Source organism: Rhodoferax sp., from assembly GCF_012927445.1.
GTDB lineage: Bacteria > Pseudomonadota > Gammaproteobacteria > Burkholderiales > Burkholderiaceae_C > Rhodoferax.
In genome coordinates, this window is record NZ_JABBPD010000001.1 from 433,841 (window position 1) to 449,761 (window position 15,921).

A 15,921-nucleotide genomic window follows, 5' to 3' on the forward strand; every position below is an offset into this window, starting at 1 on the left:
CCTTGCTCCTATTTATTGACAGGAGATGAGGCTGCTACCGCCGGGGCCGTTGAACTTGCAGCAGCATGTTTTTTTTCAGCTTCACTGGCGCGAACTAAAGCAACGCGAATCGTGAAATTGGCAACACGTCGCTGCTCTCGCGGTGTCAGGGCAACCGAACCGGCCACAATTTCAACCAACTCGGGCTTGGCAAACCAGGGCGAGTTGTTGCCCAGGTTTCGCAACAACTCAGACACGCGTTCATTCGATTGCGCAACGCCTTGCATCGTCACATTCTGATTCTCTTGCCGCATGCTGGAGATATAAACGCCATCAGGCAGCTGCTTGACCAGTTCTGTCAGCAGATGAACCGGTAAGTTTCGGTCTGCCTGCAAATCTTCCACGGCCTGTTGACGGGCGCGCAAGGCGGTAATCTCCGCCTCAAGACCGGCAATGTCCTTAATTTGGTCATCAAACCGTTTGATCTCGGTTTGCAGCAGCTGGTTTTTCCCTTCTTGCCCAGCCATTTGAGCCTGAAACCAAAGGAATATGAGACCGGCGAGCACACCGCCGACAAGGGCAGAAGCCACCAAACTGACGTTAAAAACATCCTTGCGCAGTTTGCGAGCCGCCTCGCGATGAGGGAGCAGATTAATCAGAATCACTGCATGAACCTCCGCAAAGCCAGTCCGCATGAAGTCAGGTAGGACGGGGCCTCCCGTGTCATTTTCTTCAAGTGAACACCTTCGCCAATTTCCATACCGTCAAACGGATTCACCAAATTGCAAGCAAAAGTGGTGTGCTGCGTCACGGCGGCGGTCAAACCCGGCAGAGCCGCCGAGCCCCCCGCCAGCATCACGTAATCAACCTTGTTATGCGGCGTGCTGGTAAAGAAAAATTGCAATGCGCGACCAATTTCCTGCACCATACTTTCAACAAAGGGGCGTAACACACTGGATTCATAGTCGTCGGGCAATTCACCGCTTCGCTTTTTACTCTCAGCTTCTTCGAGTGAAAAGCCATACTGGCGTACGATTAACTGGGTCAACTGAGCCCCGCCAAACGCCTGATCCCGGTCGTACAAAACTTCATCATCCCGAATGACCTGCATGCTGGTGGTCAACGCGCCCACCTCAAACAAGGCCACGATGCATCCCGCCCCCTTATTGGGAAGGTTTCCAATCAAGCGACCGGTTGCCAGGCGTGAGGCATAGGATTCGACGTCCACAATAACGGGCTTCAAACCAGCCGCTTCGGCCAAGCCCTGGATATCCTGAACCTTCTCCTTGCGTGATGCCGCAATCAGCACTTCAATGTCGCCCGACGAAGTTGCGCTCGGCCCAACGATGCAAAAATCAAGACTCACCTCGTCCAAGGGGAACGGAATGTACTGGTTGGCCTCGGTCTCGACCTGCAACTCCAACTCTTGGTCGGACATGCCACCCGGAAGAATGATTTTTTTGGTGATGACGGCAGACGGCGGCAAAGCCATTGCCACATTTTTGGTTTTGGTCCCGCTTTTCTTGACCAGCCGACGGACCGCATCAGCGACCTCGTCAAACTTTTCGATGTTGCCATCGGTGATCCATCCGCGTTCAAGCGGAACAATTGCACAACGTTCAAGCACTAAATTCCCGGACTTGTCTTGACCCAACTCGACCAGTTTGACACTAGAAGAGCTGATATCCAGACCCAGCATGGGTGCAGGTTGACGACTAAACAACGACCCCAAAGAGATCAAAACTATCCCCCTGAAACAAGTTAATCAAAGATTAACAAAGACTAACGAAACGTAACAATTCACTTGAATGCTAGCAGTAAGCTTGTTGTCCCGTAAAGGTATTTACGAATTGCAGGGGTGACAAGCGTTGCCAAAAGTAGACGTTTTGGCTTCGTATGCAATTCACAGCTTCTTGCAAGCAAACATCCAAGTGATAGAAAACAACAATGGCGGATACTACCCTGCCAAAGCTGTGCAAACACCGTTTTTATAATGCCTGCGCATCTTTACGAGATTTTTTATGTCATCCCAAACACCATCCGGTGCATCCAGCCCGCCCCCTCACTCAACCCCACGCTCCAAATCAATGAACTGGTTGATACGCATCGCGTTGTGGGGAGGCGGCTTGGCATTGGCTGGGGCCTTGGCCCTTCTGATCGTTATCGCGATTGCAATGGCGGTGGCGTTCCCGAACCTGCCGGACATTTCAGAGTTGTCTGATTACCGGCCCAAATTGCCCTTGCGCGTGTTCTCCGCGGAGGGCGCGCTGATTGGTGAGTTTGGTGAGGAACGCCGGCACCTGATACCGATCAAGGAAATCCCCAAGGTCATGACGGACGCGGTACTGGCCATTGAAGACGCCCGGTTTTATGAGCATGGCGGCGTGGACTACAAAGGCGTTTTGCGCGCGGCATTGGCCAATCTGGGGCGCTTAAAAAGTCAGGGCGCATCGACCATCACCATGCAGGTGGCACGCAACGTCTATTTATCGTCCGAGAAAACTTACACCCGCAAGATTTACGAAATCCTGCTGACTTTCAAGCTGGAACATTTGCTGAGCAAGGACCAGATTCTTGAGATTTACATGAACCAGATTTTCCTGGGCAACCGGGCCTACGGTTTTGCAGCCGCGTCAGAGGCTTATTTCGACAAGCCGCTGAAAGACATCACGATTGCTGAAGCGGCCATGCTGGCCGGGTTGCCCAAAGCGCCTTCCGCCTACAACCCGATCGTCAATCCGAAACGTGCCAAGACACGCCAACTGCACATCATTGATCGCATGCTGGAAAACGGGTTCATTACTGCAGCCCAGGCGGAAGCCGCAAGAACCGAAGAAATCAAGATTAAATCCGGCGCCAACAGCACCAGAGTTCACGCCGAGTACGTGGCAGAAACCGTGCGCCAGTTGATGTTTTCGCAGTACGGCGACGAGACTTACACCCGGGGCCTGAACGTTTACACCACACTGCGGGCGGCCGATCAGGATGCCGCTTACAAGGCATTGCGTCGCGGCATCATGGATTTCGAACGCCGTCAGGTTTACCGTGGCCCGGAGGAGTTTGTCACCCTGCCGTCCAACGCGCAGGAGTTGGAGGATGCCATCGACGAGGCGCTGGGTGATCACCCAGACAACGGCGACGTGATGTCGGCCGTGGTGCTGGACGCGAATGCCAAAAAAATCACCGCCATCCGGCAGAACGGCGAGACCGTCGAAATTACAGGTGAAGGCCTCAAACCCGCACAGTCAGGCTTATCGGACAAGGCATTGCCCAGTATCAAAGTCAGGCGCGGGGCCGTGATTCGGGTGGCCAAAACACTCAAAAACACCTGGGAAATCACGCAGTTGCCGGAAGTTGAGGGCGCGTTCGTGGCATTGGACCCGCGTGACGGCTCCATCAAGGCCTTGGTGGGTGGATTTGATTTTGAAAAAAACAAGTTCAACCATGTGACCCAGGCGTGGCGCCAACCCGGCTCAAGCTTCAAGCCGTTTATTTACTCCGCGGCCCTGGAAAAAGGCTTTACCCCGGCGACGGTCATTAACGACGCGCCGCTCTTTTTTGATGCGGGTGTGACGGGCGGTCAGCCTTGGGAACCTAAAAATTACGACGGCAAATACGAAGGTCCCATGACCATGCGCCGGGGTTTGGCCAAATCCAAAAACATGATCTCGATCCGCATTCTGCAGGCGGTCGGCACCCAAAATGCGCAGGAATGGATCACACGCTTTGGCTTTGATGCGGACAAGCACCCCGCCTACTTGACCATGGCACTGGGAGCTGGATCGGTCACCCCCATGCAGATGGTTTCTGCGTACTCGGTCTTCGCCAACGGCGGCTACCGCATTAATCCATGGCTGATCACCAAGGTGACAGAGCAAAGAGGCAACAAGGTTTTGGTGGAAACCAAAACACCCGAGTTGGACGAGTCGGCACGGGCCATCCCTCCCCGCAACGCCTTCATTATGGACAGCCTGCTGCAAGAAGTGACCCGATCCGGTACCGCAGCCTCCGCGCAGCGGGATCTGAAGCGGCCTGACTTGTACGGCAAAACGGGGACGACCAACGATGCCATGGACGCGTGGTTTGCCGGATTCCAGCCGACACTGGCGGCCGTCACCTGGATTGGCTACGACACGCCGCGCAAACTCGGCGACCGCGAAACGGGCGGCGGCTTGAGTCTGCCCGTCTGGATCCGCTTCATGGAACAGGCGCTAAAAAACGTCCCGGTCACGGAACCGAGCGCCCCGGAAGGCGTCATCAATTCGGGCGGCGAGTGGTTTTATAACGAGTATGTCAAAGGCGCTGGCATCAGCAGTGTGGGTATGGACAACGGATCAAATTCTCCAGGCGACATGCAAGCGCTGCCACCGGCCGATGAAAAGAAACGGATTCTGGACTTGTTTAAAAACTAAACAGCAGTCCTGAAACCATCAGTTTTTAAAAACCAAGGGGCAACCCGACTGTTCGCTGGCATAGCGTGACAAACTGGCAAAAAACTCGCCCTGGCCCTTGGTATCCATCCACTGAGCGCTATCATATTTATAGTGATAACCGCCCGATTTAGCCGCCAGCCAGATTTCATGCAGCGGCTTTTGCAGATTGATGACGATCTGGCTCTGGTTTGAAAAAACCAGGGTCACCATGCCACCCGTGCGCTGATTGTCGATATCGGCCAGGTTCTCGTCATTGATACGGTCACAGTTGGCCTCGACGGCTTTGAGCAGAATTTCCGCTTGATCCATGAATTCAGAGTCGGTCATACAATTTCACCATGTTGTTAGTTCGTCAAATTCTAGTCAGTACGATTGTCCTTGGCCTTGGTGCGGTGGGCCTGACGGCCTGTGGCCAGCAGGGACCGCTGTACTTACCCACAGATCCCGCCGCCGCAAATCGCGCCACCTTGCCTGAAACACTGTTTCGCTCACGACCCGCGACCGCACCTCCAACCGCGGCGCCCGCTCCTGCTACTCCCCCTGCCTCGGCAACCACTCCCGCTCCTCAATGACCTTCCAAAATCTTCCCGGCCAACCCCAACTTGCTTACCGGGGCAATGAACTTTTTTCAGAAGATATCCGTTTAAGTGATTTGGCCAAAGAGCATGGCACGCCCCTGTTTGTCTATTCAAAAGGGGCCATGCTGGCCGCACTGGCCGCGTACCAGCGTGGCTTTGCCGGTCGCAAGGTGCAAATCTGTTACGCCATGAAAGCCAATCCGGCCCTCGGTGTGATTCAGGTTTTTGCAGACGCTGGCTGCGGTTTTGACATTGTCTCGGGCGGTGACATGGACCGGGTGCTGGCCGCCGGTGGCCAGGCTGAAAAAATCATCTTCTCGGGCGTCGGCAAAACCCGCTCCGAAATGCAACGTGCGCTCTCGGCCGGCATCGGCTGCTTCAATGTCGAGAGCGAGGCCGAGCTCGAAGTCTTGAGTGAGGTCGCTTTGTCAATGGGCCTGACCGCACCCGTCAGTATTCGCGTCAATCCCAATGTCGACCCCAAGACCCATCCCTATATCTCCACCGGCCTCAAAGGCAGCAAGTTTGGTGTCGCCCATGAACGCGTGGTGCAAACCTACCAGCGCGCCGCCCAGCTGGCGGGTATTCGGGTGGTCGGGATTGATTGTCATATCGGCTCGCAGATCACGGAAGTCGCGCCCTACCTTGACGCGGTCGACCGCATGCTGGATCTGGTGGAAACGATTGAGGCTGCGGGCATTCCGCTGCATCACATTGATTTTGGTGGTGGCCTGGGCATCAATTACAACGACGATACCCCCCCCAGCGCCGATGATCTCTGGCAAAAAATGCTGGCCAAGCTGGATGCGCGTGGTTTTGGCAATCGCCAACTGATGATCGAACCCGGCCGCTCACTGGTCGGCAATGCCGGGGTCTGCCTGACCGAAGTGCTGTACCTGAAACCGGGTGCGCAAAAAAACTTTTGCATCATCGATGCCGCCATGAACGATTTGCCCCGCCCGGCCATGTACCAGGCGTTTCACCAGATCGTGCCCTTGAACCCGCGCCCGGATGCCCCTGACACCTATGATGTGGTGGGTCCGATCTGCGAGAGCGGCGACTGGCTTGGCCATGATCGTGCCTTGGCCGTACAGCCGGGCGATCTGCTGGCGGTGCTGTCCGCTGGCGCCTACTGCATGAGCATGGCCAGCAACTACAACTCGCGCGGCCGCGCCGCCGAGATATTGGTGGAAGGCAGCCAGGCCCACATCATTCGCCAACGGGAAACGATGGCGGACCAGATGCGCCAAGAGCGCTTGGTCGGACGCTAGTTTGCTACATATTCAATAGCTAATTGCGCATATAAAACGAGGGCTAGCGCCTGTTTTTACTTAAAAAGTGAAACAGACGCCAGCCCAGTAACGTGCCCAGAATAGCGGCATACACGTAGACCTCCGCAAAGTTGTTTTTACCGGCGCGCATCCAGAAAAAATGCAGAATGGCCAAGCCGGCCACGACATAAACCAGCTTGTGCAAAAGCTGCCAGCGTTTGGCGCCCAGTGTTTTGATCGCCCGGTTGAAGGACGTCAAAGCCAAGGGGGTGAGCAACACAAAAGCAGAGAAACCCACCAGGATAAATGGCCGTTTGGCAATGTCTTTGGCCATATCCGTCAACTCAAACCCCATGTCAAACCAGCTGTAACTCAGCAAATGGAGCGAGACATAAAAATAAACAAACAGTCCCAGCATGCGGCGAAACCGGGCCAGTGCCGGGGTCTGCGTGATGACGCGCAGCGGCGTGACGGCCAGCACCAAGCACAAAAAGCGCAAGGTCCAGTCGCCCGTAGAGCGGCTCAAGGCCTCCGCTGGATTGGCCCCCAGCTGATTGGTGATCGCCGCATACAGCAGCCAACAGAACGGCAACAGCGACAGACCAAACATGACTGGTTTGGCGAAGCGGTGCAGCAAAAGCGACCTTACCCGCACCGCTGGCCGGGGACTGGCAAGCGCGTCCATCAGAAGAACTTTTTGAGGTCCATGCCAGCGTAAAGCTGCCCGACTTGGGCCTCATAGCCATTGAACATCAAGGTCTTGCGTTTCCTGGCGAACAAGCCATCCTCGCCGATGCGCCGCTCCGTGGCCTGACTCCAGCGCGGGTGGTCCACTGTCGGGTTCACGTTGGAGAAGAAACCATACTCATTGGCGGCCGCCTTGTTCCAGGCGGTGGCCGGCGGCTTGTCGGTGAAGCGGATTTTGACCAGACTCTTGCCGCTCTTGAAGCCGTACTTCCAGGGCACCACCAGGCGCACCGGAGCGCCGTTCTGCTTGGGCAACACCTCGCCGTACATGCCAAAGGTCAGCAAGGTCAGCGGGTGCATGGCTTCATCCATGCGCAAGCCTTCCACATAAGGCCAGTCCAGCACGCGGGAGCCCACAAACGGCATGGTTTTGTGATCGGCCAAGGTCACGAATTCGACGTACTTGGCGCTACTCAGTGGTTCGACGCGTTTGATCAGCTCGCTCAGTGAATAGCCCACCCACGGAATCACCATGGACCAGCCTTCCACGCAGCGCAAGCGGTAAATCCGCTCTTCCTGTGCGCTGAGTTTCAGCAGGTCTTCCAGTGTGTACTTGGTCGGTTTTTTGATTAGCCCCTCAATCTCAACCGTCCAGGGCGTGGTCTTTAGCGTGTCGGCATTTTGTGCCGGGTCAGCCTTGTCGGTGCCAAATTCGTAGAAGTTGTTGTAGCTGCTGGCGTCCTTGTAATCCGTCAGCTTTTCCATGGTAGCGGCGCCGGCCAGACTTGACCGCGCGCTCGGCAAGGCAGCCAGTTTGCCCGGCCGTTGCACAGTGCTGGCGCCTTGCGCATGGGCCTCCCGTGACGCCCACGATGTCAAAGCGGCACCCGCGACACCGCTGGCCATCAGTTTGATGAGATCGCGCCGCCCCTCATAGACGCGCTGGCTCGTGATTTCGCTGGAGACCGGATGGCAAAAGCCGTCGCGGCTGTTTTTGATAAGCATGATGCGGTCCTCGTTTCAATGAAAGTCATGGGAAAGCGTGCGTTCTTACAAAAAAATAGACTGATCCCGCTCCCTATTTCAGCTAAATCAATCCGTTACAGGGTGCCGTAGCTGTGCAAGCCGCTCAGGAACATATTGACGCCAATGAAGGCAAAGCTGGTCACTGCCAAGCCGGACAAGGCCCACCACGCGGACACCGTGCCGCGCAAGCCCTTCATCAGGCGCATGTGCAGCCAGGCCGCATAATTGAGCCAGACAATCAGGGCCCAGGTTTCTTTGGGGTCCCAACTCCAGTAGCCGCCCCAGGCCTCGGCCGCCCACAGCGCCCCCAACACGGTGGCGATGGTAAAGAATGCAAAGCCAACGGCGATGGACTTGTACATCACATCGTCCAGAATTTCGAAGGATGGCAGCTTGGCCGCGATCTGACGTCGCCCAAACAAGATACTGCCGACGATGAGCGCCGAAATGCCGAAGTAAACCGCCCAGTAGTCACTCATGCCACCGGCGGACGACTTGCGAAACACAATCGGCTCAAAACACAACACAATGCCCAACAACCACAGCGGGGCCAGTTTGTACCAGCGTGTTTCCGTCGCGTTTTGCTTGATCAGGTAGGCAAACGCCACCATGGCGGCCAGCGCAAACGTGCCATAACCAATGAAGTTGGCCGGCACATGCAGCTTCATCCACCAGCTCTTAAGCGCCGGCACCAGCGGCTGAATTTCGTGCGCGCCGCGCACCAGCGTGTACCAGAGCAGAAAGCCGACGGCGGCACTGATCACCAGCATGACGAAGGCACCCAGTGCGCGTGTCTTGTACTGTTCCTCAAAATAAAGATAGAAAGCCGCGGTCAGCCAGCAAAACAGCACGAACACTTCATACAGGTTGCTGACCGGAATATGTCCGATATCCGAACCCAGCAAATAGCCTTCATACCAGCGCACCATGGTGCCAATCAGCGCCATGGCCACGGCAACCCAGAGCAGCCGCGAGGCCACCAGCGAAATCGCCTCGCCCTGTCGCGGTGCGAACATGCCGACCCAGTAGAAGACGGTACTCATGAAGAACAGCATGCTCATCCACAGGATGGCCGACTGGCTGGACAGAAAGTATTTAAGCCAGAACACGCTGTCGGCACTGGCCAGACTGCCTTGGTACGACACGATGCCCAACAGCGACAAACCGGCCACCGCCAGCATCAGCGTGCGCAAGGGCCGCCAAAACCAGCCCAGCATGATGGCGCTCGGCATGGCTCCCAGCAAAATCCCTTTTTCGTAGACATCCATCGCGCCGTTGTAGCGCGAGAAAACATACAAGCCGCCGGCAATCACAATCGCCGCAAACAGCCAGTCAAACCAGTTGCGCTTGGCGAAATAACCTTCGTTCAGGGTCAATGTGGTGCCAATAGTTGCCGAAGCAGTAGTCATGTCATTCTTCCTTGATTCCAATCAACCGGGATTTAAGCTTCTCAAATTCACGATCACCATCCATCGTTTTGCGATTGCTGGACAAGGCCATGGTGGCCGTCGCCCGTTCACCGCCTGCTGCATCGCGCGGCGCCAGCCATACCCACAGTCGCCGCTCACGAATGTAGAGCATCGCAAAAACACCCAAAATCAGAAAAGCGCAGCCAAGATACACAATTTTCTTTCCGGGTGCACGGGCCACCTGGAAGACACTGGCCTGCACCTGGGTAAAGTCGGACAGTTGCAACACCATGGGCGCGGGATACGTTTGCGCGTCGCTCAGTGCCAGCACCGCCTGGGTCATGAACGCTTGTGTTTTCTCATTCGGTTCAAACGGTTTCAGGCCCGCACGCTCACGCGACATTTGGGCCAGTTCAAACAGGGCCCCATTCAGAATGCGGATCAGCACGTCGCCGGCCCGGCCTCGCTCACTCTCCGGCACATTAATTTCCATGAAGTCAGAGATCGCCTGCAGACCGCTTGTCGGCTTGCCATCTTTGCTTTTTTCGGCGCCAGCAAACAAGGCCAATGCGCGCGAGGTTGATGCCGTCAGCGGTTTGATCAGATCCGGGCGGCTGGCGTCCACGGCGCGTGAGACATAGCGCCGAACCGCCAGATCGCGCACGACCGGGTCCGCCAACGCCGCCCGCAGCCGGAAAAATTCATCGGAAGTGCCATTTTCATCAGCTGGAATTCGCAAATAGCGGAAAGGGTCAACGGGCGATTCGCGCAGTCCCATCAAGAACACGGGTGCGCCATCGCCCATGTCGACCGGCAACATGTAGTTGTTAAATTCGCGCGCCTGCCCTGCGGCGTCACGCAGCTTGTAGCTGATGCTGGGGCCTACGTTGCGCAGTTCTTTTTTGGTGACCGACTTGTTGGCCGCCCCGAGGCGGGAATCGATGGATTCCCGCAAGTCCACTTTACGGACATCAATGCCCCCTGCGCTGTTGCCGGCAAAGTTTTCGACATTGATGACCCGCAAACCGGTGTATTCGATCGTGAGCTTTTCATTGCCATTGCTGAGTTGCGATGAACCGCCAATGACACCGTCGATCTCAAACGGTTTAGCGGCCGCGTTCATGGGCAGGGCTTTGAGCTTGACACTGGAGCCGCCATCATCAAAACTGGACTGGAAAATCTCCACCCCCTTGTAAGCCACCGGGTGATTCACCTCTACCCGCGCCGGGATTTGTTCGCCAGTATGAATATCGTGAATGATGATGTCGCTGGCAAACAGCTTGGGCATGCCGGTGGAGTAGTACTCCACCACAAACTTTTTCAGTTCCACTGCAAACGGTAATTCCTGCAGCAGAATGCCGTCCGCTTGATTCAAGATAGCGGTACTGGAGCGCGTGCCCTCCGTCACCAGCAAATTGCCGCGAAAGGTCGGATTGCGCTCACTCAGACGGTGTTCCGGCTTCACATCGGCAATCATGCCGCCACCGTTGTAGGCCACTTTTCCGTTGAACCACATCTGCGCACGGACAATCAAATCACCATCCAGCAAGCCGCCCACGCACACCAAAACGATGGCACTGTGCGCCGCGATGTACCCAATTTTATTGACAGCACCCGCCTTGGCCGCGACCATCCAGCCACGGGCACCGGGGCCCTCGCGCTGTTGCAACTTGACCTTCCAGCCCCCGCCCACCAGCATCTGGCCGATGCGCCGGGCGGCCACCTCAGGCGTCTCATCCAGATCGGCCTGGGCCCGATGGCCAAACGCCTGCAGGCTTTGCTCACGAATGTTTTCTTTGTAAGTTCTAAGATCCGTGAAGATTTTGGGAGTGTTGCGCGCAATGCAGAGTGACGTGCTGGTCACCAAAAAGGCCAGTATCAGCAAAAACCACCAAGCGCTGTACACCGAATACAAGCTGACAGCACCAAACACCTCGGCCCAAAAAGGTCCAAATTGATTGACGTAATTGTTGAGGGATTCGTGCTGCTTGAGTACTGTCCCAATCACCGAGGCAATACAAATGACGGTCAGCAAAGAGATTGAAAACCGCATTGACGACAGCAACTCGACGGCAGCGCGTAATGGGCGCGAGCCGGATTTAAGCTCTAGACCCTGGGTGGAGACTGTCATGAATGGATTGTGATTAACTCAAAAAAAAGGGCAGACCATTTTGAAAATGGACCTGCCCACATTGGGGTTGCTTGCACACGTTTAGTTCAATAAATTTCCAAACGCGCTGACCAGCGACCCAAGCCTGCGCTTAACGCAGACCGGCGACGTAATCGGCAACCGCCTTGATTTCGCGATCGTTCATTTTGGCAGTCACACCCGTCATCTGCAGGCTGTTTTTCCGGGTGCCATCACGGAACGCGATCAACTGGGCCACGGCGTAATCAGCATGCTGACCGCCCAGACGGGGGAACTGCGAGGGAATTCCAGCGCCATTGGGGCTGTGGCAACCGGCACACGCCGGAATCTGACGATCAGCGATGCCACCGCGGTAAATCCGCTCACCCAAACTCACCAATTCTTTGTCTTTGGCAAAGCCAGGCTTGGCGGTCTTGGTGTTCAACCAGTAAGCGACGTTCAGCATGTCCTGATCGCTCAGGGCTGTCGCCATGCCCGACATGATGGCGTTGGCGCGCTTGCCAGATTTGAATTCCTGCAATTGCTTCACCAGGTATTCCGGGTGTTGCTGCGACAGTTTGGGGTTGACGGGAATGGCCGAATTGCCGTCTGCTGCGTGGCAGGCCGCACACACAGCGGTATAGCTGGCCTCGCCTTTGACCAGATCAGGCTTGACCAGTTTTACAGGGGCCGGCGCGGCCTCTGCCAGCGGTGCAACAGGCTTGGCCTCTTGTGCGAAAGTGGAAAAAGCCGGTGCTGCCAACGAGGCAGCAAGCAAAAAAGAGGTGAGCAACTTCATAGGGAATGTCGTGTCAAAAAGGTCAAGGCAAGTGAGCAAAACAAGGAGATTCTACAATGCGGCTTCGGGTTTCTTCCCTTTAATTAATGACTACCAACTCAAACCCACCGGCCTCGGCCCCCCAGTCAACTGCAAAAGACAGCGCCGCCAAGGCTGCTGCAGTCGTTGCACTGGGCTGGCTGCACACAGCCAAATTCCTCACGACGGCCCCCCAGCTGCACTTCTTGCCGGCACTGGATGTGCCCGAGATTGCCTTTGTGGGACGCTCCAACGCCGGCAAATCCACCTGCATCAACACGCTGACACAACAAAAGCAATTGGCCTTTGCCTCCAAAAGACCGGGACGCACCCAGCACATCAATTTGTTCGCGTTGGGCAAACAGGGCGTGACCGATGCAATTCTGACCGACTTGCCGGGCTATGGTTATGCCGCCGTGCCCAAGTCAGACAAGATTCGCTGGCAACAAGTGATGGCCAATTACCTGGTGACGCGTGAGAATCTGAAAGCCATTGTGCTCATGTGCGATCCACGCCACGGGCTGACCGAACTGGATGAAATCCTGCTCGACATCGTGCGGCCGCGGGTGGAAGAAGGTCTCAAATTTCTGGTGGTCCTGACCAAGGCCGACAAGCTGACGCGCGTCGAGCAAAACAAGGCGCTGTCGATCATGAAGCTGCAAGCTGGCGGCGGCGAAGTCCGGCTATTTTCAGCGCCTAAACGCCAGGGAATTGATGAAGTAGCCACCTTGCTGTGGCAGTGGGCACACCCCGAGCCCACCACCCCCAAAAGCGTTTAAGCAGGGCGCGCGCCACCGCGTCCTCGGCCGCAGTCCCAAACGCGACTGCGGCAAACCGTCTGTCTTCGTAAGCTCAGGCCTGTTCTGACTGCAAGAGGCTGACGCGACCATGATCGAGACCTATTTCCAGCCCTTGGCGCATGGCATTACCCTGAGTTGTCGGGCAACCGGCGCACGCGGTCGCCCGGTTCTCATGTTCTTGCATGGGTTCCCGGAAGCGGCGTTTGTGTGGGACTTCTTGCTGGAACATTTTGCTCGCGCCGAGAACGGTGGTTACCGCTGCGTGGCACCCAATCTGCGCGGCTTTGAACACTCCAGCGCGCCGACCGACGTCAGTGCCTACCGCCCTAAACACCTGGTGAAAGACATTGCGACCCTGATTGCGATTGAGGCGCCGGGCCAAGGGGGCCAGCTCGCCGCCCTGGTGGCGCACGACTGGGGTGGTGCAATCGCGTGGAGCCTTGCCAACCAATTGCCCCATCTGACCCGGCAGCTGGTCATCATCAACTCGCCTCATCCCGGTACGTTTTTGCGCGAACTCAAACACAGCCCTGCCCAGCAGGCCGCCAGTGCTTACATGAATTTTCTGATTCGGCCAGATGCCGAACAACTGCTGGCGCAGCACGATTTCCGCCGCCTCTGGGAGTTTCTGACGCGTACAAAAAACGGCGCGCACGCCCCGGACTGGCTCACTGACGCGGTGAAGGCGCAGTACCGCGAGGTCTGGGAGGCCGGACTGACCGGCGGCTGCAACCTGTACCGGGCCTCACCGCTGCGGCCACCGCGCGCAGCGGACCCTGCCGCGGCCGCCATCGATCTGCCGCACGCCATGCTGACCGTGAGCCTGCCCACGCTGGTAATCTGGGCCTTGGACGATTTGCGTTACCGCCGGTGTTGATTGAAGGACTGGGCGCCTACGTGGAGCACCTGACGCTTCAAACCGTCCCTGACGCCACGCACTGGATCGTGCATGAAAAACCGCAACTGGCAGCGCAATTGCTGCAGCAGTTTTTTGCTATTAAATAAATAGCTTCCTGCGCAGAGTGGACGGCGGCTACAGGTCAATTTCACTCAACGATTCAATAGACCGCCGGGGCACCGGGCGGCCGATCCTTGAAGCGCTTGTGCACCCAGAAATACTGGTCCGGCATGGTGTCGATAAACGACTGCAGCCGCAGGTTCATGAGCGCCGTATCGGCGGCCACATCGTCGGACGGAAAGTCCGGCCATGACGGCATGACCTGAACCTCGTAACCCTGGCGCGTCATGCGCGTGACCACCGGTACCACCTTGGCGCGACCCAGTTTGGCAAAGCGCGACAGACTCGGCACCGTGGCGGCTGGCACGCCGTAAAACGGCACAAAAACCGAATCTTCGAGACCGAAGTTCATGTCGGGCAACAAATACAGTGGCGCGCCGGCACGCAGTGTTGCCACGATGGTTTTGACGCCCTCCACGCGACCGAACAGCCGAGCCTGCCCAAAACGCTGGCGCCCCGTCAAGATCCAGGCGTCAAGAACTTTATTGGCCTGATCGGTGTAGATGGTGGTGAATTGGCGTGGCAGCTGCTGTGTCAAGGCGGTCCAACCGGCATCCAGTCCGACAAAATGCGGCGCAAAAATCACGACCGGTTCAGCGCCCTGCAATTCACGCACAGCCCCCGACAGGGTCAGGCGCTGCCGGGTGACTTCGGGCGAGCCATGCCAGAGCCAGCCCCGGTCCAGCCAGGCCTGGGCAAAATGAACAAACGTCTGAAAAGTCAGGTGTTTGATTTCGTGCTCGGACTTGTCCGGAAAACACAAACGCAAGTTGGTCTGGGCGACCCGCCGCCGCGGCACCGCCAGCGCATAAAGCACGCAACCCAGCAGCCAGCCGAGCGCACGCACCCAGGCCAGGGGCAGCCGCCCCAACAGATGCATGACCGTGATGCCGAAATGACTGAACATCAAACCTCCTGCCGCGGCTGCTTGTAGCGCGCGTAGCCCCACAAATATTGCTGCGGACAACTGCGAATCAACGTTTCCATCGCCTGGTTGATGACCCGGGCTGCCTGCGCACTGTCGGCTGGCAAGACCGTGTTCAGGGGCTGCACATGCACACGATAACCCCGACCCCAGGACAAACGCTCGCCCCAGGCCATCAGCACCGTGGCCCCGGTTTGTTGTGCCAGCCGCACGGACAGGGTCATGGTGTAGGCCTCACGGCCAAAAAATGGCACCCACAAACCCATGCCCAGCGGAGGCACCTGGTCCGGCAGCAGACCCAGGCACTGGCCCTGTTTCAAGGCCTTGATCATTTGTTTGACCCCCGCCAGCGTGGTGGGGGCGGTATGCAGACCCGGGCGGGCGCGGGCGCTCGTCACCAGTTCGCGCAGCCATGACTGGCGCGGCGGACGAAACAGCACGGTCATGGGCTGTTTCTCCTGACCATAGCGTTGCGCATAGGCCTGGGCCGTGATCTCAAAGCAGCCCAGATGCGGCGTCAGAAACACCACACCACGCCCGACTGCCAGTGCGTCCTCCACATGCTGGGCGCCTTCCCACAGCACCGGCACCGGTCGCCCCAGCCACAAACGCGGCAACTCGGCCACCAGCTTGCCACTCTCACCGACTGCGCCCAACCATTGCCGCCAGCCCATCCCGGCCTGGCGTGCGTTCGCCAGAAAACGCTGGCGATAGACCCCTGAAGCGAGAAACACCAGCCAACCCAAGCTCCAGCCTAACCCATGCACCAAGCTCAAGGGTAGGACGGACAAGATTTTAAAAAGGGTAATCATCACTGGGATAAAATGCGCGGGTCGCTGAGTTATGGAAC

14 protein-coding genes and 1 pseudogene are annotated in these 15,921 nt (G+C 57.1%); 5 read left to right on the top strand and 10 right to left on the bottom strand.

Translation table 11 applies throughout. The features are described 5' to 3' along the window. Positions 1-8 precede the first annotated feature (8 nt). Together HHJ17_RS01990 and HHJ17_RS01995 are read right to left on the bottom strand one after the other, a co-directional pair. Positions 9-644 carry a PilN domain-containing protein gene (locus HHJ17_RS01990; RefSeq protein WP_296500545.1) on the bottom strand — a complete coding sequence of 212 codons (636 nt, stop codon included), beginning with the start codon at positions 642-644 and terminating at the stop codon, positions 9-11. Continuing rightward, a complete protein-coding gene (locus HHJ17_RS01995) occupies positions 641-1,720 on the bottom strand; it encodes a pilus assembly protein PilM (protein WP_296500546.1) in 1,080 nt (359 codons plus the stop codon). Before HHJ17_RS01995 ends, HHJ17_RS01990 begins: the two co-directional genes overlap by 4 nt. A gap of 346 nt (positions 1,721-2,066) precedes the next feature. Here HHJ17_RS01995 and HHJ17_RS02000 point away from each other — a divergent pair, with 346 nt between their 5' ends. Then, positions 2,067-4,391 (top strand): penicillin-binding protein 1A, encoded by a 2,325-nt coding sequence (locus tag HHJ17_RS02000; protein WP_296500547.1) that lies wholly within the window; start codon positions 2,067-2,069, stop codon positions 4,389-4,391. Positions 4,392-4,409: 18 nt separating this feature from the next. Here HHJ17_RS02000 and cyaY read toward each other — a convergent pair whose 3' ends face one another. Then, a complete protein-coding gene (cyaY, locus tag HHJ17_RS02005) occupies positions 4,410-4,739 on the bottom strand; it encodes an iron donor protein CyaY (protein WP_296500549.1) in 330 nt (109 codons plus the stop codon). 11 nt (positions 4,740-4,750) lie between these two features. On the opposite strand from cyaY, the gene HHJ17_RS02010 reads away from it, so the two are divergent. Together HHJ17_RS02010 and lysA are read left to right on the top strand one after the other, a co-directional pair. Continuing rightward, a complete protein-coding gene (locus HHJ17_RS02010) occupies positions 4,751-4,984 on the top strand; it encodes a lipoprotein (RefSeq protein WP_296500550.1) in 234 nt (77 codons plus the stop codon). Then, positions 4,981-6,261 (top strand): diaminopimelate decarboxylase, encoded by a 1,281-nt coding sequence (gene lysA / locus HHJ17_RS02015; protein WP_296500552.1) that lies wholly within the window; start codon positions 4,981-4,983, stop codon positions 6,259-6,261. Before HHJ17_RS02010 ends, lysA begins: the two co-directional genes overlap by 4 nt. A gap of 43 nt (positions 6,262-6,304) precedes the next feature. Here the strand turns inward: lysA and HHJ17_RS02020 are convergent, their stop codons facing one another. From HHJ17_RS02020 to HHJ17_RS02040, 5 genes are all read right to left on the bottom strand, one after another. Further along, positions 6,305-6,946: a protein-methionine-sulfoxide reductase heme-binding subunit MsrQ gene (locus HHJ17_RS02020; protein WP_296500553.1), complete on the bottom strand. Its 642-nt coding sequence runs from the start codon at positions 6,944-6,946 to the stop codon at positions 6,305-6,307. Continuing rightward, positions 6,946-7,953: a protein-methionine-sulfoxide reductase catalytic subunit MsrP gene (msrP, locus tag HHJ17_RS02025; RefSeq protein ID WP_296500555.1), complete on the bottom strand. Its 1,008-nt coding sequence runs from the start codon at positions 7,951-7,953 to the stop codon at positions 6,946-6,948. The genes HHJ17_RS02020 and msrP overlap by 1 nt, the downstream gene beginning before the upstream one ends. Before the next feature lie 95 nt (positions 7,954-8,048). Then, a complete protein-coding gene (ccsB, locus tag HHJ17_RS02030) occupies positions 8,049-9,383 on the bottom strand; it encodes a c-type cytochrome biogenesis protein CcsB (RefSeq protein WP_296500557.1) in 1,335 nt (444 codons plus the stop codon). A gap of 1 nt (position 9,384) precedes the next feature. Next, on the bottom strand, positions 9,385-11,514 hold the full coding sequence (locus tag HHJ17_RS02035; protein ID WP_296500559.1) for a cytochrome c biogenesis protein ResB: 2,130 nt from the start codon (positions 11,512-11,514) through the stop codon (positions 9,385-9,387). A 130-nt stretch (positions 11,515-11,644) separates the two neighbouring features. Beyond that, the gene (locus HHJ17_RS02040; RefSeq protein WP_296500560.1) at positions 11,645-12,310 is read right to left on the bottom strand and encodes a c-type cytochrome; all 666 of its coding nucleotides are present in this window, start codon (positions 12,308-12,310) and stop codon (positions 11,645-11,647) included. A 170-nt stretch (positions 12,311-12,480) separates the two neighbouring features. On the opposite strand from HHJ17_RS02040, the gene yihA reads away from it, so the two are divergent. Together yihA and HHJ17_RS02050 are read left to right on the top strand one after the other, a co-directional pair. Further along, positions 12,481-13,107, top strand: a complete 627-nt coding sequence (gene yihA / locus HHJ17_RS02045) for a ribosome biogenesis GTP-binding protein YihA/YsxC (RefSeq protein WP_296500641.1) — start codon at positions 12,481-12,483, stop codon at positions 13,105-13,107. Between the two features lie 109 nt (positions 13,108-13,216). Continuing rightward, positions 13,217-14,133 (top strand): annotated as a pseudogene (locus tag HHJ17_RS02050) (alpha/beta hydrolase). A 53-nt stretch (positions 14,134-14,186) separates the two neighbouring features. On the opposite strand, the gene HHJ17_RS02055 reads toward HHJ17_RS02050, so the two are convergent. After that, on the bottom strand, positions 14,187-15,053 hold the full coding sequence (locus tag HHJ17_RS02055; RefSeq protein ID WP_296500562.1) for a lipid A biosynthesis acyltransferase: 867 nt from the start codon (positions 15,051-15,053) through the stop codon (positions 14,187-14,189). After that, positions 15,053-15,883 (bottom strand): lysophospholipid acyltransferase family protein, encoded by an 831-nt coding sequence (locus HHJ17_RS02060; RefSeq protein ID WP_296500564.1) that lies wholly within the window; start codon positions 15,881-15,883, stop codon positions 15,053-15,055. Before HHJ17_RS02060 ends, HHJ17_RS02055 begins: the two co-directional genes overlap by 1 nt. Positions 15,884-15,921 lie beyond the last annotated feature (38 nt).

Bases quoted from the DNA above. Each gene is read 5' to 3' on its own strand.
- HHJ17_RS02000 (WP_296500547.1), top strand. From the start codon at position 2,067: ATGAACTGGTTGATACGCATCGCGTTGTGGGGAGGCGGCTTGGCATTG.
- cyaY (WP_296500549.1), bottom strand. From the start codon at position 4,739: ATGACCGACTCTGAATTCATGGATCAAGCGGAAATTCTGCTCAAAGCC.
- HHJ17_RS02010 (WP_296500550.1), top strand. From the start codon at position 4,751: ATGTTGTTAGTTCGTCAAATTCTAGTCAGTACGATTGTCCTTGGCCTT.
- lysA (WP_296500552.1), top strand. From the start codon at position 4,981: ATGACCTTCCAAAATCTTCCCGGCCAACCCCAACTTGCTTACCGGGGC.
- HHJ17_RS02020 (WP_296500553.1), bottom strand. From the start codon at position 6,946: ATGGACGCGCTTGCCAGTCCCCGGCCAGCGGTGCGGGTAAGGTCGCTT.
- msrP (WP_296500555.1), bottom strand. From the start codon at position 7,953: ATGCTTATCAAAAACAGCCGCGACGGCTTTTGCCATCCGGTCTCCAGC.
- ccsB (WP_296500557.1), bottom strand. From the start codon at position 9,383: ATGACTACTGCTTCGGCAACTATTGGCACCACATTGACCCTGAACGAA.
- HHJ17_RS02035 (WP_296500559.1), bottom strand. From the start codon at position 11,514: ATGACAGTCTCCACCCAGGGTCTAGAGCTTAAATCCGGCTCGCGCCCA.
- HHJ17_RS02040 (WP_296500560.1), bottom strand. From the start codon at position 12,310: ATGAAGTTGCTCACCTCTTTTTTGCTTGCTGCCTCGTTGGCAGCACCG.
- HHJ17_RS02055 (WP_296500562.1), bottom strand. From the start codon at position 15,053: ATGTTCAGTCATTTCGGCATCACGGTCATGCATCTGTTGGGGCGGCTG.
- HHJ17_RS02060 (WP_296500564.1), bottom strand. From the start codon at position 15,883: ATGATTACCCTTTTTAAAATCTTGTCCGTCCTACCCTTGAGCTTGGTG.